The following is a 20,278-nucleotide window of genomic DNA, read 5'->3' on the forward strand; positions in this document are numbered from 1 at the left end:
GTTCTGTCGTCGGCTGTACACTCGGCTCTGCTGTTGGTTCTGTCGTCGGCTGTACACTTGGCTCTGTTGTTGGTGCTACTGTCGGCTGTACACTCGGCTCTGTTGTTGGTGCTACTGTCGGCTGTACGCTTGGCTCTGCTGTCGGTGCTACTGTTGGCTGTGCACTCTGATTTGGCTTCGGTACAACTGGATAAGACGGTGTCGATGGATTACTCTTTACAGTATCCTTATAAGCAATCGCATATGTTGAAAAACGATCTGTCTCAAAAGTAAACATTCCTGTACTCTCTGTAAATGTTCCACTCAACACATCTACACTTACACCTGGACTTGGAGATGGCGATATAGTTGAAGATGTACTACCGTCATGCGAACGAATAATCTTATATTCACGAACCATGGAAGTATTGTGATTCAACAGTTCATCTGGAATGCGAATACTTACTTTAACATTAATTCCCGTCTCATGAATCTGAACTTTCTGACTATTGCCAACCTTTTTATACAGATCTGCATCAAAGTAGAAAAGTGTTGCATTCTGACCTACTATCTTTTCGGCTTCAGCCTGCATCTTTGCCTTATCGTCAGGCGAAAGACCAGTCACATCTGTATTAGCAATATATAACCATACTCTTGCATCATTTCTACCTGCTTCAATATCATCTTTCTCGCTTGATGTAAACATCTTTTCATCTGACAGTAATTCCTTCTTTGTATTTCCTACCACTGCCTCGCTAATAGATGCCCTGTCTTCTATTTCTGCATACTTATACAGACTTGTAATTCCTGCATCTTCTGAGCCAGTCTTTGGAATACTCTCAATTCTCTTATAACTACATCCGTCTATAAGACATGTCATTTCCTTCTTGCCTTCTTTAGATGCTGTTGCTTCATTTATGATTGTCCACTCAGATGGCCAGATATGTCCATCCTCGTCTGTAATATACCATATGGCTGTTGCAGAACCTTTATAATTTCCCTTACCTTTGATCGCAATCGTATATTTTCCAATATCCTTCGCAGTAAGCACGCTGTTATCTGTATCAATTTCATAGTCTGTTCCAAGCACTAAGTCTTTTCCGTTCAGCGTAACCTTAGCAATAGTCTGTGTAACATCTGCTCCTGTATACTTTATACATGTATCTGCTACAGTGATCTTGATACCGGTTGTCAGTGCAGCTGGAGTAATCGTATACTCTACTGTTGCCTGTAATGTATCCGGAAGTTTGTAATTTGCATTGCCCAGTCCTATTGCCGTAGCTGTATACTTAGCATCTGTTGTATTTGCATTTTTCTGTGTGCCACCCACAACAACAGTACATGTATCTCCGTCAATCAGCCCCTTTACTTTCGCCGTAGGCGCCTGCTCTGTACCATTATATGTCAAAGTCAGAGTATCTTCATCCCACTCAATTCCGGTGATTTCTTTTGGCTGGATCTTAACTGTTGCATGACCCTGATATGGGTTATATCCTCTTGCCTTTACTTCGTAATAAATTGTATATGTATCAATCTGATCACCTGACATCTTTACATCCTTGTAAGAAGGACTTTCTGACAGATTATAAACTCCATTCTCTGTTCCGTATTTAATCGTAGCCCCATCTGGTGTTCCTGATACTGAAATACCATATTTGTTACCATCATATGTTTTTTCAACATCCGGTGCTGTAATTCCTGTCATATCTGAACCGCTTACCTTAAATGACACCGTATCCGTCACTGTCTTTGCATAATTCGTTGTCTCTGGAATTACTGCATACATATAATATGTATCTGCATCTAAGGTATCTTTATCGATATTTTCCCACTTTTTACCGTTTTCAGCTACATTCTCTGTTGTATAATACCACTCAATTCCATCATTTCCAGTAATCTCTTTTACTCCGGAAATCGTCGGCTCAGCCACTACACCATTATATGTATAATCAGACATACTAATGGTTGCATTCTGCTTAATCTTTGATATTCTAAATGCTGCTTTTGCTTGTACACCAGATCCTGACGCACCATCTTTTGTAACCGTACATACCGCTACATAATCTCCGGCATTTGTCGGAGCAGAAGCAAGTGCTGTGCCATCAAGTTCTGTGCTTCCTTTTTCTTTTGCTTTATAGTAAGTAATTTCCTGAGTTGGATTAGCCGAAGGAAATCCAATGCTGGTTTTCGTTTTCGCTTTATCATAAACAACTCCGGAATATTCCATATCCACTGCCTCTAAAACAAGCTTTTCTGCATTTTTCTTATCATGATAAGAACATTCATAATCTGAAGCATCACAAGTTGCAAGAATTATGTTCTCCGCAGAAGGATCTACAGAATATACCCACTGATGTGTATGAGCCTTACCATTCTCTCCAGGCTTAGAATCTGACTGTGGAGTTCCATCCGGATTCACAATACTGTTTCCACCCTGTCCAGCAGCTGTTATACCATTACCACCATTTCCTGCTTTGACAGAACTATTTGTATTTACCGTAACACTCGTTCCCTGAACACCGTTACCGCCATTTCCTCCGGTTCCGCCAGCGATTAACGCATCACCACCGTTTCCTCCGATGATATTTGTCAACTTACTTGCACTTTCACCAACTATAATGGTAGTATTGCTTCCACTGATTCCGGCACCACCATTTCCTCCGGTTCCGTTATCACCCAATGCGTTACCACCATTTCCTCCGGTAATCTTCGCCGGACTTGTAGCACCGGAAATATTAACCTTCAAATTTGTGCCGCCGGTAATCGCATCGCCGCCATTACCACCTGTTCCATTCTCTTCTTTATTATCAGCACCATTTCCTCCGCTGATGCTGACATTACCTTCGATATTTAATGTAGCACCACTGGTAGCTGACATATCAATTGCAGTAGCACCATTTTTACTTGTTTCATCACCATCACAGCCTACGATAGAACCATTTCCGTTCTTATTTTCAATCTGTAATTTCTTTGTATCGCTGCTTGCCTTGATAACAGGCTTACCAGAAGAACCGGTTATTGTATTCCCATTCAGGTCAATCGTCAGTTCTTTTCTTCCTGCAGGCAATGCAATACTATCTGTCAGTGTAACATCTTTATTAAATACGAGCTTGTTCTCTCTTCCAGAGTATGTCACATCCTTTTCCTCGACACCCGCATCCCTTAACCACTGTGGAAATGTTCCGGCAATCCCGGCTGTTGCAGATGCTGAGCTTGCAGAAGATGATGTAGAAGAATCAGAACTATCACCATTCAACTGATCGCCATATTCTACAAAAAATCCCTTTGCATCCCAACTTCCCAAAATATTAGTACTATTATAGCTCAAATTATTCCAGGAATAGTTTTTAACATCCGGTGTACTAGCTCCATAACTACCATCTCCCAAAAGAAGCGTTGCCAATACTGTTTCTCCCAAACTGCTACCACTATCTGGATTGTTTGTATCTGGATTGTTTGGTTCATAACCATATCGGCTTCCACCACCACGTTCCCAGTTAAAATAATATCCTTTTTTTGTATTCTCCTGATCCTTAGTCGCATATGTATCTGCATCTACCGACTCGGTGTCATAAAAAGTGGTTCCTGCCTCCGGTCCACATGCCCAGTACCATGTTGTCCCACCGGATACACTTTCCCCAAATGCCTGTTCAAATGTTACATTAGAATCCTTTAACTCAACATCACTTTGTGCCTATAATCTGGTTCCACCAAGCCATCCGATTGCTGCAGATGCCTCTTTTATAAACAAATCCTCTTCCTTGCTCGTTACCGTCGCCAGATATCCCTTTCGACCAGAATATGTCATTTTTTTGGCATTATCATAGGAAGCATTCCAGGTATTTTGCTCACTTCCTGACTTCTCAAACGGAACATACTGATAGTAATGTCCATTTCCACCCCAGTAAAATGTCTTATACTTAATCACGTCTGTACTTAACGATACATTCACACTCTGTCCTGCTTCGCCACCATTAAATCTAACCTGTCTGATATATTCCTCGGCAATCTCCTTTGCCGTCTTACCATCTGTATTGTCTACATTGATAATTTTAGAATAGTCGCCACTGATACCTTCATTATAAGTGTATCCACTTACCGTAGGAAGCTCAATGTTCTCACTTTCATCTAATTTGCTTAATGTATACGAGATTACAATACTCTTATACTTCACGTTGTCATCACTGCTTCCAGTCGCATCCTTAAATGTCTGTGATGCGCTATCATATTTTCCAAATGTCAGAACCTCTTCCTCTTCTGCTGCCTTTGCTTTCTTTGCCGCTCCCGGCACAGATACCGATGTCACCACCATCGCTACTGCCAGAATTCCGGCAAATATTCTTCTGTGAATTGTCTTCAATCGCTTCATTATCCACATCCGTCCTTTCTTTTGTTCTCTTCATGACATACTACTAACATTTTTTATCATTATAGCAAATCAAATAGGACAAATTTGGGACAAATCATACTAACTCAAGATAATTCCTTCAATTTTCCCTGTCTCTTAGAATTACATTCCGAACCTCTCCCCAGCTATACTGCGCCATATATTCACCGTTATAGGCACGAACTCCCTCCGGCTTATCATCCAGATAATCATAATAGTCACAAGAAATCTTCTGGTCATCAATGGCATATTTGTTCCAGGAAGTCATAAAAATATCCTCTAACCCCTGCGCCTTCAATGTTTTATTAAGATCTTTTTTCAATTTCTGAAGATAAGATGCTTTACTAGAATCTGACTCCGCATCTTCCCATAATACAGCACGAAGCTCACCGGATGTTACAGCATTTCCTCTACGATCAATCAAATATGCTAACATTTCTTTTGTCTTGCTTCTATCAAAGCTAAGACTTTTTCCATTTACAAATACATCAAATGTGCCGAAACATCTTGCATGCAATATATTCTTTTTTGAAGGCAGCACTGGAATCCTTAGTTCATCCAACTCCTCGCGAACTACTTTTGCTGTGACAGGTTTTTCTATATAACCGCTGACATGCATTTTAAAAGCTTCTGCCATATATTTGCTATACGCCGTTACAAACACAATATTAACCTTTGGATTCCATATCTTTAGCTGCTTTGCCACATCAATCCCACTGATTGCTCCCATTTCTACATCAAGAAATACTACATCATATGCATGTTCACTGGCATATTCTAACAACTTCTCTGGATTACGAAAGCATGAAAGCTCCGCTTCCTCATATTTTGTTTCTTTGACCGCCTCTTTTATTGCTTCTTCCAGCTCTTCCAGTGCTATTACTTCATCATCCGCTGCTATAATTTTCATATATCCCTCTACCCCTTCTTTTACTAATTTAGATACGCCCGCAGTATCCTATTAAGTTTATTAAAATCCAAAGGCTTTGCTATATGCGAATTCATTCCTGTGTTCTTCGCCATCTGCACATCTTCCGCAAAAGCATTGGCTGTCATTGCAACAATTGGCAGCTGTCCTCTTCTTCCGTAATGAACCTTTTGTAAAGCTCATAAACTCATCATAATCATAGCCAAGATTATCAAGCATATATCTGCTTACCGATAAAATAGTCAGCTTTTCATCATATCTTCCGACGATCGCACCTACAGCATTATTTTTTGAAACCGCTTTTTGGACGGTCGATAAGGTCTCCTCTCCAAATCCGCTAAAGTCACTTAAATAATCCATTTCCTCATATATTTTTATGCCCTTCATGTGCTCTACCTCCTTCCTCTTTTCTCATCCGATCTCCCTATTTTCTATTTCACAAAAAAAGAACAGTCCAGTTTATACATCTGAACCATTCTTTTTCCTAAGTATTTATATATCACACTACTATACAAGCATTTCCCTATAAAGTAAAAGAGTGATAACTTTCACTTGGAATCCCATAATTTTCAGAATAGTGCCAATGATGCTGCACTTTACTTTTCCAATACAAAATATTATACCATATGCAAAAAAAACTGTCGATTTCATTTTCTTCTATATAAACTGCCATTTTCGCATATTATCATTGTGCAAACTCACATCATCTAAAACCGACAGATTTCAACCGCTTTCTTTCAAGCGGGTATCTGCTATCTGTTCTGCTGCCAGACAATGTCAATATCTTATTATCTGATAAAGTGTGTCCATGCATGTTCTTCTGTTTCCGGAAGTCCAAATTTCTCCTTGCCGAGCGCAATGCTCTTCATAAGAAATGTCATGTTTCTTGCAAGCACACGCATAGTCTGCTTACCTTCCTCATCCTCATTTGCCTCTCCCTGCTCACGTCCATGTATAGAATTCCAATACTGGCTTGATGCAATAGGCATATTTGTTATGGTAAAATACTTATTAAGCTCATCAAATGTAGCTGAACATCCACCGCGTCTTGCACATACTACACTTGCTCCGACCTTCATGCTTTTATCAAAATGTGTGCTGAAAAATAGTCTGTCAAGAGTTGCTATCAGCGTTGCATTAGCAGATGCATAGTAAACCGGACTTGCTATTACAAGACCGTCAGCCTCCTCGAATTTAGGTGCCAGCTCATTTACCACATCATCAAAAACACATTTTCCAAGCTCTGCGCAGCGTCGACAGGCAATACAGCCTCGTACATCCTTATTGCCAACCTGCACTATCTCAGCCTCAACACCTTCTGCCTCAAATACTTTTTTCATCTCACCAAGTGCAATAGATGTATTTCCATTTACTCTTGGGCTTCCATTGATCATTAATACTTTCATTGTCTGTATCTCCTCTCATAAAACTATGCTTTCTAAAAAGCTTCTTAGTCAATTATACCATGGATCGTCTCCAAAAATACAGCCGGTAAGAAAGGTTTAGTGATATAATCCTCCACTCCAAGTCCTCTTGCCTTTTCAATCGTATCATAATCTCTCGTAGCCGTTATAAAAGCAACCTTAATATCCGAAAACTCGCGAATCTTTGACAATGTTTCAAAACCATCCATCTCCGGCATTTCTATATCGAGCAATAAAAGATCAACTTCATTATCTTTTATAAAATCTATTGCCTCCTGTCCGGATGTTAATGTAAATATTTCATACATAGGCTCATCCTTGCAGATTCCCTTTACAAGCATAAGATTCATTTTCTGATCGTCAACAACAAGTATCCTGCGCTTTAATTCATCGGTCTGCTTCATATCATAATTTTTATCTTCGTCTATCATCTGAAGCATTACATCTGCTATAGCAGGATCAAACTGTGTGCCTTTTCCTTTTTCAATCTCTCCACGAACAACCTCCTGCGGCAGAGCATTTCTATAACTTCTGTTTGATGCCATTGCGTCATAACTGTCTGCAACCGCGATTATCCTTGCTATCTCAGGTATATTTTCACCTTTCAGCCCACTTGGATAACCTGTCCCGTCATAATGTTCATGGTGATATTTTGCACCTATACCAAGATCTTTAAATCTTCGTATTCCTTTCAAAATATGGTAACCCGTTACAGGATGAAGTTTTATCATTGAAAATTCCTGTTCAGTAAGTTTTCCCGGTTTATTTATTATGGCATCAGGTATTCTTATCTTTCCCATATCATGAAGAAGTGCTACCTGATATATTTCATCCTGCTCCTTTTTTGATTTTCCCATACGCGCCGCAAGTTCCCTGCTGTAATTTGCCACTCTGACAGAATGACCTTTTGTATATTTATCCTTTGCATCTATTGTTTTTGCAAGTGCCTGCATTACGCTGTCGTTTATTTCAATAAGCTCATTATTTGTCTCATCAAGTTCATTTAATGTACGCATAGTGATGCGTCTTGACATTGTGCAAAAAATAACTATCACTATATAAAGCACAATGCTTAACGAAACATCATATATGATAAGCCTGCTGACTTTCTGATATAATTTATCATTATTTATCACCATGACCGCATACCACTCGTCCATTATAGGAGCAGAGAACACTGTTACCTTACCACTTTTCATCTTGTAAGTAAAAATCTGATCTCCACCTGATACCACTTTATTATAAATAGGTGACATCTCCCCTTTTGAATAGTCTTTACCGATACTTTTGTCATCTGAATGTGTAACCACAAGTCCCGTTTTGTCACATACAAAGCCATACCCATGACCATTAAGTTTTATGGCTTCTGTTTCCTCCTGAAGTGTTCCAAGGTCGATATCAAGTGATATAACACTCTCTTTATCCTCCAAAAGCTGGCTTATCGAAACCATGACAGTATTGGTCTGGGCATCAAGATACGGCTGAACAAATGTTGGCTCTCCCTCTGCCGCAACAGCCGCCTTATACCATTCCCTGTCCTGCGGCACATAACCCTTTCCAGGCTGCCATCCTATTCCGTCAAGGTACTCCCCATCAAAAAGTCCATATATACCAGTAAAACTTTTATCCACATCTCTCTTATAATACTTTGATTCCTCTGTAAGAAAATTTAAAATATCATCACTACTGTAATTTTCACGAAGCATGTATTCTACAGTAATAGCAGTAAGCTCAACCGCATCCATTCCTCTTGACAGATATGAATCCATCTGCTCCATCTGTTGTTTAAGTGCACTCTCCCCGACAGAAAGCGTATCACTGACAGCCTTCTTGTAAAATGCCTGAATCGTACAAAAAGATAAAATTGTTATCGCCAGAAAACACACTATAAGTGTTGTAATATACTGTTTCTTACTTAAATTTTTCATATAACTCCAATCCCCTTATCCATATGATATTTAACTAATCATTTATTTTGCAGATATTGTTTTTAGATGTGAATAAATAAAAAATATAAATCTGCTCTCACATTTTACTCAAACGGATATTTTACATTCCACTGTTGTCTTAATTTATCCATCAACTTCATCATACGCATAGTTTCATCATGTGGCATCTCACTGCACTCAAGTTTTCCGTCTGCAATTGCATCAAGTGCAGACTGCACTTCATACTCATATCCCGTAATTTGTTTTTCCCTCTCATAATAGGCAGTTCTCTTACGAGCCTTGTTATATACGGATATGCTCTCAAAATTATTTATATTTTCCACCACCATAAAACCCTTATCTCCATGAATGATACCCTTGCGGTCACTTACAGACAACATGGACGCATTTAAGACAGCCATCTTTCCATCAGGATAAATAAGCGTCATACTATCCTGTTCATCCACTCCTGTAGAATGATATGTACACGCCGAACAGATTCTTTCATAATCATCGCCAAACAACATAGATGCAAAATTCAATGCATATACACCAACATCAAGCAATGCACCACCCGCTAACATTGGATCTGTCAATCTCTTGTTCTGATCTATATCATATCCAAGATTTGCTGTAAGCATAGTCGGCGTACCTATCACACCACTTGCAAGCACCTCTTTTATCTTATTTAAAAACGGCATATAACGCACCCATATTGCCTCTGTCACAAAGACATTTTCCTTTTTTGCATAAGAAAAAAGTTCTTCCGCCTGCCCTGCATTTGCAGTAAATGCCTTTTCCACTAAAACAGGTTTGTGATGACTGATACACAATCTCGCATTTGCCAAATGTTCTGAATGTGGTGTTGCTATATATATCAGATCTATTGAATCATCCGCTGCAAGCTCCTCATACGAACCATATGCTTTTTCAATTCCAAATTCATCCGCAAATTTCTGAGCCTTTTCCAAAGTTCTTGACGCCGCTGCGCCACACCTGACACCATTCATTCCAGCAAGTGTGCGTGCCATTGTATGTGCTATACCGCCTGTTCCTATAATTCCTACACTATATTCCTTCATAATACGACCGCCTTTCCTGATTTGTATTATTTTTCGCAAAATCATTTAGGTAAAGTTTAACATTATTTGATGCCCACTTCAAATATTGTATAAAAAAAAGACTATTAAATTTACTAATAATCAGTAAAACAATAGCCTTTTTGTAATTTAAGTAACTTACTCTAATATATGATAATTAACAAAAATATTAAATTCCTTTAATAAATACCATTTTTATGTGCTTTCTCTTTGAAGTTATCAACCATTTCCTGTTTATCTCCCCACTGATAACCTCTTGCCTCCATTTCATTTACTTTATCCATAGCTTCACGCTGTCTAGTTTTCACTTCTTCTTCAAATTCTTCGTTGCGCTCTTCAATAAAGTCATTCGCACTCTCTAAAAAATTGCGTGCACTATTCCAAAATCCCATTTTTATAATCCTCCTTATTCATCATCTTCTGCTTTTCCTGTTCCATTACATTCAGGGCAGATATGAACCCCTTTTCCTAAACACATGGGACAGTCCTCATCTGCATATTTTTTGCCACATCCTCCGGTACAATCACACTCGACAATACCTGTACCTCCACAATAACCACATTTATGCTTCATAATCTTTTTCCTCCTTATTTTTATTTTTCATGTTTATATATTAGTGTATATGTTTTTTCCCAAAAAGTCTTATGCTGTCAGCATAATACACACCATTTTATGCCTTTTTTCTAATTCCAATTTAAACATACATCTGCTATACTATATATAGATTTTGTCTAGGAGGGGACGCTATGATAATGTATGAAAAAATATCACTTATATCAGAAAAAGATTACAATAAAGTATGGCTGGCAAATATAAAAAATTCTGATACATTAGTTGTCGTAAAAGAACTCTCCCATGCAAATACAGATGTTTTGGAATCTATTGCTTCCATAAATGATATACATATTCCGCACATTTTATCGTATGAAACAACTGGCGATATCACAACGGTCGTGGAAGAATATATATCCGGACTTACGCTTGATAATTATATCAATGAAAAACAATTGTCAGAAGCAGAAATTATCCAGCTCATCTCACATGTCTGTGATGGTCTCAAGATAATTCACAGCCAAAATCCTCCTATTATACACAAGGATTTAAAGCCCTCAAATATCATTGTATCTTCAGACGGTATTGTTAAGATAATAGACTTTGATGCTGCCAGAAAATACAAAGAAAACGCTGATACTGATACCTGCCATCTAGGAACTGCAGCATTTGCCTCTCCTGAACATTATGGCTACTCGCAGACAGATGAAAGAAGCGATATTTATTCCTTAGGCGCTGTTATGTACGAATTATTTTCTGGCAAACAGCTTCCAAAAGTCTCTGCCAAAAAAACTTTCGATGCAGATGAATTGTATAATTCAACGAATACGCTCTCAAAAAAGCTGATTCATATAATTCAAAAATGTACCATGTTCAACCCTTCTGCAAGATATCAGAATATAGATGAATTGCAGCATGAGTTAAACAATTATAATAAATATCCCAAAAAACTGTTTATAGCCAGTGCAATTACAGCACTTGCACTATTTTGTCTCGCAATAGGTTTTGCTATATTTACAAATCACAGAAATAAGGCTATCAGTGCAGAACATATAACCACAAATGCACCGACTTCGGAATCCGCTTTAAATGATGCATCTTATCAGCCAGAAACCCCAACAGATATATCTGACACAGCTATGCCTGTATCCACTTCACCTGATAGAGCTGATAAAAATAATACAAAAAGCATAGCAGATGAACAAAACTCTGGCAAAATAACTAAAAAAACTACGAAATCACCTGATGATAAAACAAAAAATTCATCAAAAAGCAAAAAGTCTGATGCAGATAAAAGCACAAAATATGCCAAAAAGGTAAACAATAATAAATCTATCAGCATTAATAAAACAAACGAAAATATTAAAAAGACAACAGCAGATAAAAATACTATTCAAGGCAAAAAGACTACAACAGATAAAAATACTGTAAAAAACAAAAAAACTACAGCTAATAAAAAAACTGCACAGAGTAACAATAATAAAACTAATACAAACACACCTGCCCCAAATAAAACAACAACGCCTGAACTCTCCTCACCTGTAACTGTTGATCTTACAGGAAAGATTGGCTACTATCTTGATTCCTATAACAATGAAACAGGAAGTTCAATAATGTTTGTATTCTTTTATTTGAGAAATAAACCTTCATTAACACCTTTAAATGTAGGCTCAGATGTATTAAACAAATATAAAGTACAAAAAGTTTATATTGAAGATACCACCACCGAAAATACCTATGCTGTTCCTGCAAAATACTGGTCACTTGTCCATAGCCAAATAGTAAAAATATCAGATAAATTTTTATCTGTGTTAGAGCTTAACAACACTTATAAACTCATTCTCGATTGTGATAATGCATTTATAACTGCTAAAGTAAAGATTATAGAAAATCTGAATATGGTCACAGCACCATTTAACCAGTTTGGTATATCACCCGGATGTTTTGAATACCAGCCTGAAAACCCAGCAGCCCAGACATTTGCATTTGCCAATGCATATGGACGGACAATCACCAAAATTACAATTCCGGATTTAGACATTACTTTAAGCACTAAATATTACAGCATTGACCCTACAAACACATACATAACATTTAAAAAATCATTCTTTAAGAAATTTTGTAACGGTTCAGATGTCACTGTGCATCTATACCATAATAAAGTAGCAAATATAAAAGACGATTTTGAATACTCAAATTTTACCTTTTATACTCAAAACTAAAGAAAAGAGAAATACAATGAAACAATCAACTGAAGAATTAAAAAATGAAATCACAAATTCTGACACACTTGAAAGCTGGTCAGAAGATAAAAAAGACTCTCTCGACGAGGTTACTTTAGCAGAATATTTAAAACGCATGCTTGAAATACATAACACCTCAAAAATGACGGTGATTACACAGGCACAGCTTGACACAACATACGGTTACCAGATATTTCAGGGAAAAAAACATCCCAGCAGGGACATCCTGCTCAAACTTGCATTTGGCTTTCCATTAACGGTCGATGAAACAAATCATTTACTTTATTACGGAAATGTAGGTTCACTCTATCCAAGAGTTAAAAGAGATGCGTATATCATGTTTGCACTTCATCAAAAGTATACGGTTATACAGACGAATGAATATTTATATACACATAATGAAAGGACGCTTTCAATCTGAAAGCGTCCTGTTTCTTTTTTCTTTAAAACAAGTCAAGCATATTATCAAGATATATCTCCTCTCTCACATTAATCTGATACTCCGGCTTTGTCATATAATAAAGAAGAAATTCTAGAACAATTGCACTTCCAAGTCCACGGCCTTCAATCTTAAAATTTGTAAATCCCATAGGAAGATAAATATTTTTTATATCGTCTGTTCCAATAAATGTCGGATTTTTCATTGCTTTTGAAAAAAGATAACCACTATCCGAGTCAGGTGCAGTACAATAATGTTCCAGACAGTTTTCCCCAAGATTTTTACGGCTTACCGTTTCATAACAGTATTTTCTATTCTTACATCCAACAAAACAACATTCATTGCACAAAAATTCAACTTTATCTTTCTGCATCTGAGACATTGAACTTAATCTGTCAAATGATTTATTTAAACGAAAATCAGGCACTACATAACTAAAATCTTCTCTATTTACTTCATTTAAAAAGTCATCAAAATCTGTCAGGACTTTTGTTGTTGAAGAAACAAAATATAAATCAGGATATTTGTCTTTCAGATAATTTAATAATAAATCTGAATGAACTATCACACCGTTTTTGCTATGTTTAACACTCTCAAATAAAGCACACAATTCGTTACATTTTTTGTCATGGAGATGCTCTTCTCTAAGCAATGAATTGCTAAAAGTCAGTCTTGCCGATATCTCGTATTCCTGCATTAATGCAATAACTTCCTGTGCATCATATTCGCCAAATCCGGTACGACCACCACCCCATATACAATCTGCCGGAGCACCGTATATAGAACCAATCTCGCACCAGTCGTAAAAATATTCCCTGTGTTTGCGGAATAAATTTAGAAATCTGCGGTATAACTCGTAAAATTCAAATAATCCCGGAAGATGGTAATATACTGTTTCTTTTTTCAATGTTTTTCCTTTCATGATAAATAAACTATTTAATTACTATTCACAACTTTATCATAGCTACCATGCCGTTTTTTCTGTTTTGATAAGGCTATCAATATCCATATATGCGTTTTAAAATCCTAATACTCCCCAAATGTATTTTTTACTGCTCAAAAAGTATTATTTATATTATAATATATTTAACATTATATTCTAGTGAACATATGGTTTCAATAATATAATATATAATTAATTAACTCTTTCGTCACCTGATCAAACCATACAAATAATTCTTCACCATTTTTAAGCCTTAAATTAAATAAAATTCCACATCTGCAAAATACACGATTTCCATCACTATTATTGTAATATGTGCCTATCTCACTGTCTACTGCCGCACCCAAAACTTTATATTCATTATCCTTACATAAATTGTAAGATGTTAGCATATTGTTTATCACAGCTTTATACTGTTTATGATATGCCTGTTTCAGAATTTTTTTATGTTCTTTACTCATATTTTTCCAACTGAGATTACTTCCCTCATTGTCTCTATATATCTTTTCAATATTATTCCAGCTTTTAGGTGCATATCCCAGTTTATTCGCATCATCGCATATAACTTTTTCACTAATCTTTTCTTCTTTCGTCACACCGCTCTTAAAATTATCTCTACCGTAACCAATTATTTTTCCAATAGATGGTTCTATTTCATACACTTCATAATTATTAAGTTTATCAGAATTGTGAAGTTTCATATCAATATAATAATATCGTGTGGATGGATCTGAATAATCTCTATAATTTATTCCATTTGCTTTATCATTCCACTCAAAATCATCTTTAGCCCCCATGTTTTATATGATAATCTAAAGCTATTTTTTTGCCTCTTCAAAAGTAATTCCTCCTTCTATGTCAACTTGTTTTTGATTCTTCTGTTTTGGTTGAGTATTTTTACTGTCAGTTTTTTTATTTTCGGTCACATCATTTTTCTGCATATTTTTTTCTGTAAGAGAATATGTCTTACTTTCATTTTTTTTAATGCCATAACCCAATATACCAGTCGCAATTAATATACACACCAAAATCACGGCAACCATACCAGCATTTTTAATCATTTTTTTATTCCACATAAGCCTTTCCCCCTTAAATGTTTTTCATCTTGTAAACATATGATAATCATCAAAAGTTACATCTCAGGTATGAAAAGGTAATGAAATAGTAAATTCCGTTCCTCTGTCAATTTCTGATATAACAGACATACTTCCGTTATGAATATCTACAATCTGCTTACACAAAAACAAGCCAATTCCGGTACGACCTTCACTTCTTTCCCTCGCCTTATCAACACAATAAAAGGCCTCCGTTATGTGTTTTATATCATCCTTTTTTATACCACAGCCAAAATCTTTTACTGTTATCTTAATAAAATCTGCTCTGTTATTATTATCATTACAACCTAAATTACTATCTGAAAGCATAATCTGTTTATGACTATTATTTTGTTTGGAACTTTCCATAGTAAAATTTTTTTCCACAAAAATATTTATATATATTTTTCCAGCTTTATTGCTTGCATAAACTGCGTTTTGTATCATATTAACCATCAGACTTTCAAGCAAAATCATATTTCCATATATTTCATCAGCGGCTTTGTTAAATATCAATACAATATTTTTTTCCTCCTGTTTTTTATATTTTTTGTTTTTTAATATTTGTATAAGCTCGTCAGTCTTAAAACTATTTTTTTCTATTTCGGTATTCCTCATTTTAGCCATATCATTAAATTTATAACCAAGCATAGCTATATCATCATTCCCATATACTTTTACACGCCTGCTATAATCTCCCGACTGCATATCAGAAACCGCTTCTGTCAATATCCTTATCGGCTTGAACAATCTTTGCAGCACAATCCATAATAAAATTGTCATAATAAATGAAGTCAAAATACTTATATAGATAAATCTTTTTTTAAGAGTATTCCATGTTTTATCAAAATCTGACAAAGATTTTTCATACCAGATACTATATGTCTTATGATTATAAACAAATTGTCCCGTCACTTTTGCAGTTGTTACTTTTTTTATTGAATAAATCTCTACCAGATATTTATAATCAGATTTAAAATTTTTTTCCTGCAATTTTCCTACATTGTCAGGATAAATCCCATCTTTATCAGACCAAAATTTTATGTAAGCATGTTGTCTGTCATAATATTGTTCAAACATTCGTATAATACGCTTCAATTGTTTTTCTTCAAAACGGTTTTCATTTGATAAAAACTCCATATTTCTTTTTACACCGGATTCCATTACCTTAAATTCTGCTAATGCCTGCTTTTGCTGCTCAGCTATATCCCTCTGATATACTGTGTGAAACACCAGATATACCACTCCATACAAAAACACTATAGATATAATCATACAAATAATATATATCTTTTTCCATAATTCCACCGCAGACACTTTACTACGAATTTTCAAAACAAAATATAAGAATTTTTTCAAGCTCAAACCTCCAGTCTGTATCCAACCTTGATAACCGTCTTTATCTCATTTTCCCATCCGAGCTTTTTTCTCAGTTTTTGTATATGAACATCTACCGTTTTAGTCTCACCCTCATAGTCATACCCCCAAGCCAGTTCCAAAAGTTTCTCTCTGGAAAGTGCAATATTTTTATTATGAATAAGCGTTTCCAGCAGGCAAAATTCCCTGTGTGCAAGTGCCACTTCCTCACCCGCTTTTTTAACCGTTCTTTTATCCAAGTCCACAGTTACATCTTTTAACTTAAATGTCCGCTCGCCCTTGTGACTTCTCCCTAGGACAACATCTATCCTTGCAATAAGTTCGAGCATCTCAAATGGCTTAACAATATAATCCTGAGCGTCCGGGCAGCATAACATCCAAAATAATAAGGTCAATTGGCAAGTTATTTTTATTGTTTATTATATTGTGTTGTTCCATGACCTCATCAATCTCCGCCCCCGAAAAACATTGAATAACGGTGTGTCCAACAAGAGTTAAATTCATTTTTATAAGTTCATTTATATGTATGTCATCCTCAACAACCAAAATATTCGCCATAGCAATCTCCTGTTCTGTGTTATCTATCATATACTTGTGCTTATTTTTTATAGCAGCATAAAAATTTATATTTTGATTATAACATAAAGAAGTAATGAACCCGTAAAGTAATAAATCTATATAAATATCATTAAAAATACCGCAGGCTCACTAATTTTAGCAATTCTGCGGTATTAATCATATAATCACTGTATTTAATTCATTTTAAGTAATGGCTGTGTGTGCAGTATTTGAACACCACAGGGATACTTACACCAACACAGACTCTTTATCTTCTATAATATTCTTTACTTCCTCTTTACTCAACTCTATGATTTCTGATATCTGCTCTATCGTATATCCCTTTTTATACATATTTATAGCAACTCTTTCACTTTTTCTATCCTCGCCTCTTGCCTCAGCTCTTTCCTCTATTCCTAAACTCAAATTACACATAACACTCACATCCTCTCTCAATTCTGTATTGACCGGAATATTATATTCTTTCTCAAGAATCTCAAACTTCTCATTTTCATTCAGTTCATTTGACAACAATGTACAAATCAAACGATGCAGTTCATATTTCTCATCTTTTTCCGGAAGTTCATTTGTTATTCCTATCATTACAATATTTAGCAAATCAAGGTTTCCTTTCCATTCATAAGATTCTAGTATTTCATCTTTTGTAAGATGAATATGTGCCATACTGTTATTGCTCATATTCATACAAACCCATATGCTGAATACCTGCTCTATGTCATCATAGTTTGAATTTACAAAATCTCTTTCTTTTTGCGATGATATGAGTCTGCTCACATAAAAGATTGCCCTGTTTAATATGCTATATGCAGTTGGTTCATCTTTTTGACATTCTATATTTACTATGATTTTTATTAATCTGTTATCTTCATTATCTGATGATGGTATTCTAACATAAAATACAATATCAAACCTTATCATGCCCTCATTGATTTCAGCATTTTCTGTGTTAAACCCTATTATTCTCTGTCCTGATTCATCTGTTTTTTCTGCATTTGTTAATCCTGGTTCAATCGGCACAATCCCAATTTTCGGCTCACCTTCAATATAGTTTACCACCTCACTCGGATTCATATTCTTAAACTCAGCAACCGTTTTTACTAATATATTTGCTAATATACTTTTTTGTGCAAGCAGTCTCTTTGCATAAGTATCATACTGTGTTTTATCATCTGCTGCAGCAATCGCATTTCTTATTTCTGTATTCAAAGTTGACATTTCCTCCTCTTGTGTTATGCATTGTACCTTATTATTTTCACAAAAGGTTCCATGCCTTGACATTATTATAAACAACGATTGTTATGAAATCAACTGGATTTTGCTGATATATCGTGCTTGCTGTCATCAATAACAAAAGACCGCAAACTCACTATTTATTTTAGTAAGCCCGCGGTCTTCTAATTTTACTCTATCGCTTTTTCAATTCATCATTTCCCTTTTACAAATCCTAAACAACCAAACACACCTTTCCAAATGTGCATTTATTGTTCCTATCTTCCTACAGTAACTTATACCTGCCGATAATCTGGTCAAGTGATACTGACTGTGCTGACAATTCTTCGCTTACTGCTGAAGATTCTTCTGCTACGGCTGAGTTATTCTGTGTAACTCCGCTTATCTGCTCTATTCCAAGCAATACCTCTTTCAAAGTATCTGCATTTGTTCTGAAGTTATCACTTGATTCCTTAACAGATTTAGCTAAAACATCAATACCATTGATAACATCTGCCAATCCACTTGATGTTTCACTTGTAAGACGGTTTCCATTATCAACTTCTTCTGTACATTTCATGATAAGTTCTCTTGTTCTTGCTGCTGATTCTGCACTTTCTGTTGCAAGTTTGCTTATCTGGTCTTCGACTACCGCAAATCCCTTTCCTGCTTCTCCTGCTCTTGCAGCCTCGATTGTTGCATTTAATGACAACAGGTTTGTCTGTGATGCGATATCTTCTATCTCACCAATGATATTTTCAATCTGAAGTGATGCATATTTAATCTGCTCCATAGACTGTGATAAAGCTTCCATCTGCTGTCTGCTTGTCTCTGCCTGTCTGCGGTACAAATCTGAGTTTTCATATGAAGCTAATGCTGTATCTGCATTTGTTGCAGCAACTGATGTAACACCATCGATTGTTGCTGTTAATTCCTCTACTGCTCCTGCCTGCTCTGTTGCTCCCTCTGCTAATGACTGTGAACTTTCTGCCATCTGACCTGCTCCAGTTGATACCTGGTCTGCTGCTTCTTTGATGCTCTTCATTGTTTCACTCTGACCACCTATCATGCTCATAAGGTCATCAATAACAGGTCTGAACTCTCCAACATAAAGTTCAAGATTTCCAGACTGTACTGTATAATTATTTTTAACAAGTTCTCTTGTAACACCTGCAAGATCGCTAATAATTTTCTTTAATACAACACAAGTCTCACGGAATGTGATTGCAAGATCACCAAGTTCATCAGGAGATTCATATTCGATAGTTGAATTAAAGTCACCTTCTGAAATCTTAACTGCTGCTGCCTTCAATTCATTTATAGGCAATGTAAGAAGCTCTCCTAACTTGCGTGTCAATACCATTCCTGCTATTATTGCGATAGCTGAGATAATTATCATCAATACATATACTACAACAGTTGTAACCTGTGAACTACTGTATGCTGTTTTTGCATTTGAGTCTGCATTATCTGCAACTTTTTCTAAAACACTTTGAAGATTCTTTGTAAGTGTAGTATAATCACCATTAAAAAGTTCAAGTGCCTTTTCAGTTTCATTGTTTGTACAAAGCTGCTGTTCCTGTTCCTGTACCTGTTTCAATTCCTGCCATGCACTGTCTAATTCATTTAATAAAGTATCATTGTCTAATGTAGATCTAAGTGTATTTATTTTATTTGTAACTTCATCACATGCTGCTGCTGCTTCATCTATTTTTTCTTTAGTTGCAGTCTCATCCTGTTCCAATGCAGACCATAAGATATTTTTTGCAGTAAGCTGTACATCCCTTTGTATCTCCATCTGTAAAGGTGTTGCTACATATGGCTGCTTATAAAATCTTTTCATGTTGCTGTTGACCATCGTAAGTCCAACAAAACTTATAATAATTCCTATCACGAACAGTACTATAACAATATTTATTACAGTACTTATTTTCTTTCCGACTTTCTTATTTTTTAAAAATTTATCCATAATGTATTTTCTGTTGTAAAAAACTTAATTTAATTCAATATCACATACATTTTAATTACGAAATATTCTTATCAAACAATTCTTTTTACTTTCCCTTTCTGAAAAAAAACTCATTCTCTTATTTAA

General features: G+C 35.9%; 18 protein-coding genes and 1 pseudogene. 2 read left to right on the forward strand and 17 right to left on the reverse strand.

All coding sequences use genetic code 11. The features are described from left to right. From KQI69_RS06300 to KQI69_RS06340, 9 genes are all read right to left on the reverse strand, one after another. Window positions 1-3,397 (reverse strand): PT domain-containing protein (locus tag KQI69_RS06300; RefSeq protein WP_305836770.1); only part of this gene is annotated, 3,397 nt, incomplete at its 3' end. A 276-nt stretch (window positions 3,398-3,673) separates the two neighbouring features. Beyond that, on the reverse strand, window positions 3,674-4,348 hold the full coding sequence (locus tag KQI69_RS06305; RefSeq protein WP_216564497.1) for a hypothetical protein: 675 nt from the start codon (window positions 4,346-4,348) through the stop codon (window positions 3,674-3,676). Window positions 4,349-4,466: 118 nt separating this feature from the next. Further along, entirely contained in the window at window positions 4,467-5,276 is an 810-nt protein-coding gene (locus KQI69_RS06310; protein ID WP_216564498.1) for a response regulator, read from the reverse strand. A gap of 60 nt (window positions 5,277-5,336) precedes the next feature. Beyond that, window positions 5,337-5,681 (reverse strand): hypothetical protein, encoded by a 345-nt coding sequence (locus tag KQI69_RS10595; RefSeq protein ID WP_216564499.1) that lies wholly within the window; start codon window positions 5,679-5,681, stop codon window positions 5,337-5,339. A gap of 401 nt (window positions 5,682-6,082) precedes the next feature. Beyond that, window positions 6,083-6,700, reverse strand: coding sequence for a flavodoxin family protein (locus KQI69_RS06320; protein WP_216564500.1), 618 nt, complete (start codon window positions 6,698-6,700; stop codon window positions 6,083-6,085). Between the two features lie 44 nt (window positions 6,701-6,744). Next, a complete protein-coding gene (locus tag KQI69_RS06325) occupies window positions 6,745-8,646 on the reverse strand; it encodes an HD domain-containing phosphohydrolase (RefSeq protein WP_216564501.1) in 1,902 nt (633 codons plus the stop codon). A 104-nt stretch (window positions 8,647-8,750) separates the two neighbouring features. After that, on the reverse strand, window positions 8,751-9,728 hold the full coding sequence (locus KQI69_RS06330; protein WP_216564502.1) for a Gfo/Idh/MocA family protein: 978 nt from the start codon (window positions 9,726-9,728) through the stop codon (window positions 8,751-8,753). Between the two features lie 197 nt (window positions 9,729-9,925). After that, the gene (locus tag KQI69_RS06335) at window positions 9,926-10,138 is read right to left on the reverse strand and encodes a hypothetical protein (RefSeq protein ID WP_216564503.1); all 213 of its coding nucleotides are present in this window, start codon (window positions 10,136-10,138) and stop codon (window positions 9,926-9,928) included. A gap of 14 nt (window positions 10,139-10,152) precedes the next feature. Next, window positions 10,153-10,320: a hypothetical protein gene (locus tag KQI69_RS06340; protein WP_216564504.1), complete on the reverse strand. Its 168-nt coding sequence runs from the start codon at window positions 10,318-10,320 to the stop codon at window positions 10,153-10,155. A 173-nt stretch (window positions 10,321-10,493) separates the two neighbouring features. Between KQI69_RS06340 and KQI69_RS06345 the strand changes: the two genes are divergently transcribed. Further along, entirely contained in the window at window positions 10,494-12,521 is a 2,028-nt protein-coding gene (locus KQI69_RS06345) for a serine/threonine-protein kinase (RefSeq protein WP_216564505.1), read from the forward strand. 16 nt (window positions 12,522-12,537) lie between these two features. Continuing rightward, window positions 12,538-12,963: an XRE family transcriptional regulator gene (locus KQI69_RS06350; protein ID WP_216564506.1), complete on the forward strand. Its 426-nt coding sequence runs from the start codon at window positions 12,538-12,540 to the stop codon at window positions 12,961-12,963. 22 nt (window positions 12,964-12,985) lie between these two features. On the opposite strand, the gene KQI69_RS06355 is transcribed toward KQI69_RS06350, so the two are convergent. The 8 genes and pseudogenes from KQI69_RS06355 to KQI69_RS06385 form a co-directional block, all read right to left on the reverse strand. Beyond that, window positions 12,986-13,903 carry a hypothetical protein gene (locus KQI69_RS06355; RefSeq protein WP_216564507.1) on the reverse strand — a complete coding sequence of 306 codons (918 nt, stop codon included), beginning with the start codon at window positions 13,901-13,903 and terminating at the stop codon, window positions 12,986-12,988. 194 nt (window positions 13,904-14,097) lie between these two features. Next, window positions 14,098-14,721 carry a hypothetical protein gene (locus KQI69_RS06360; protein WP_216564508.1) on the reverse strand — a complete coding sequence of 208 codons (624 nt, stop codon included), beginning with the start codon at window positions 14,719-14,721 and terminating at the stop codon, window positions 14,098-14,100. Window positions 14,722-14,742: 21 nt separating this feature from the next. Continuing rightward, window positions 14,743-15,000 (reverse strand): hypothetical protein, encoded by a 258-nt coding sequence (locus KQI69_RS06365; protein ID WP_216564509.1) that lies wholly within the window; start codon window positions 14,998-15,000, stop codon window positions 14,743-14,745. A gap of 63 nt (window positions 15,001-15,063) precedes the next feature. Further along, window positions 15,064-16,251 carry an ATP-binding protein gene (locus KQI69_RS10660; RefSeq protein WP_216564510.1) on the reverse strand — a complete coding sequence of 396 codons (1,188 nt, stop codon included), beginning with the start codon at window positions 16,249-16,251 and terminating at the stop codon, window positions 15,064-15,066. Between the two features lie 128 nt (window positions 16,252-16,379). Continuing rightward, window positions 16,380-16,580: pseudogene (locus tag KQI69_RS10665) on the reverse strand (winged helix-turn-helix domain-containing protein); the annotation flags it as partial. 154 nt (window positions 16,581-16,734) lie between these two features. Further along, the gene (locus tag KQI69_RS10670) at window positions 16,735-16,953 is read right to left on the reverse strand and encodes a response regulator transcription factor (RefSeq protein ID WP_371818757.1); all 219 of its coding nucleotides are present in this window, start codon (window positions 16,951-16,953) and stop codon (window positions 16,735-16,737) included. A gap of 249 nt (window positions 16,954-17,202) precedes the next feature. After that, the gene (locus tag KQI69_RS06380) at window positions 17,203-18,189 is read right to left on the reverse strand and encodes a hypothetical protein (RefSeq protein ID WP_371818758.1); all 987 of its coding nucleotides are present in this window, start codon (window positions 18,187-18,189) and stop codon (window positions 17,203-17,205) included. A 280-nt stretch (window positions 18,190-18,469) separates the two neighbouring features. Then, window positions 18,470-20,152, reverse strand: a complete 1,683-nt coding sequence (locus tag KQI69_RS06385; RefSeq protein WP_216564512.1) for a methyl-accepting chemotaxis protein — start codon at window positions 20,150-20,152, stop codon at window positions 18,470-18,472. Between the last annotated feature and the right edge of the window lie 126 nt (window positions 20,153-20,278).

Source organism: Eubacterium sp. MSJ-13, from assembly GCF_018918235.1.
Classification (GTDB): Bacteria; Bacillota; Clostridia; order Lachnospirales; family Lachnospiraceae; genus Butyribacter.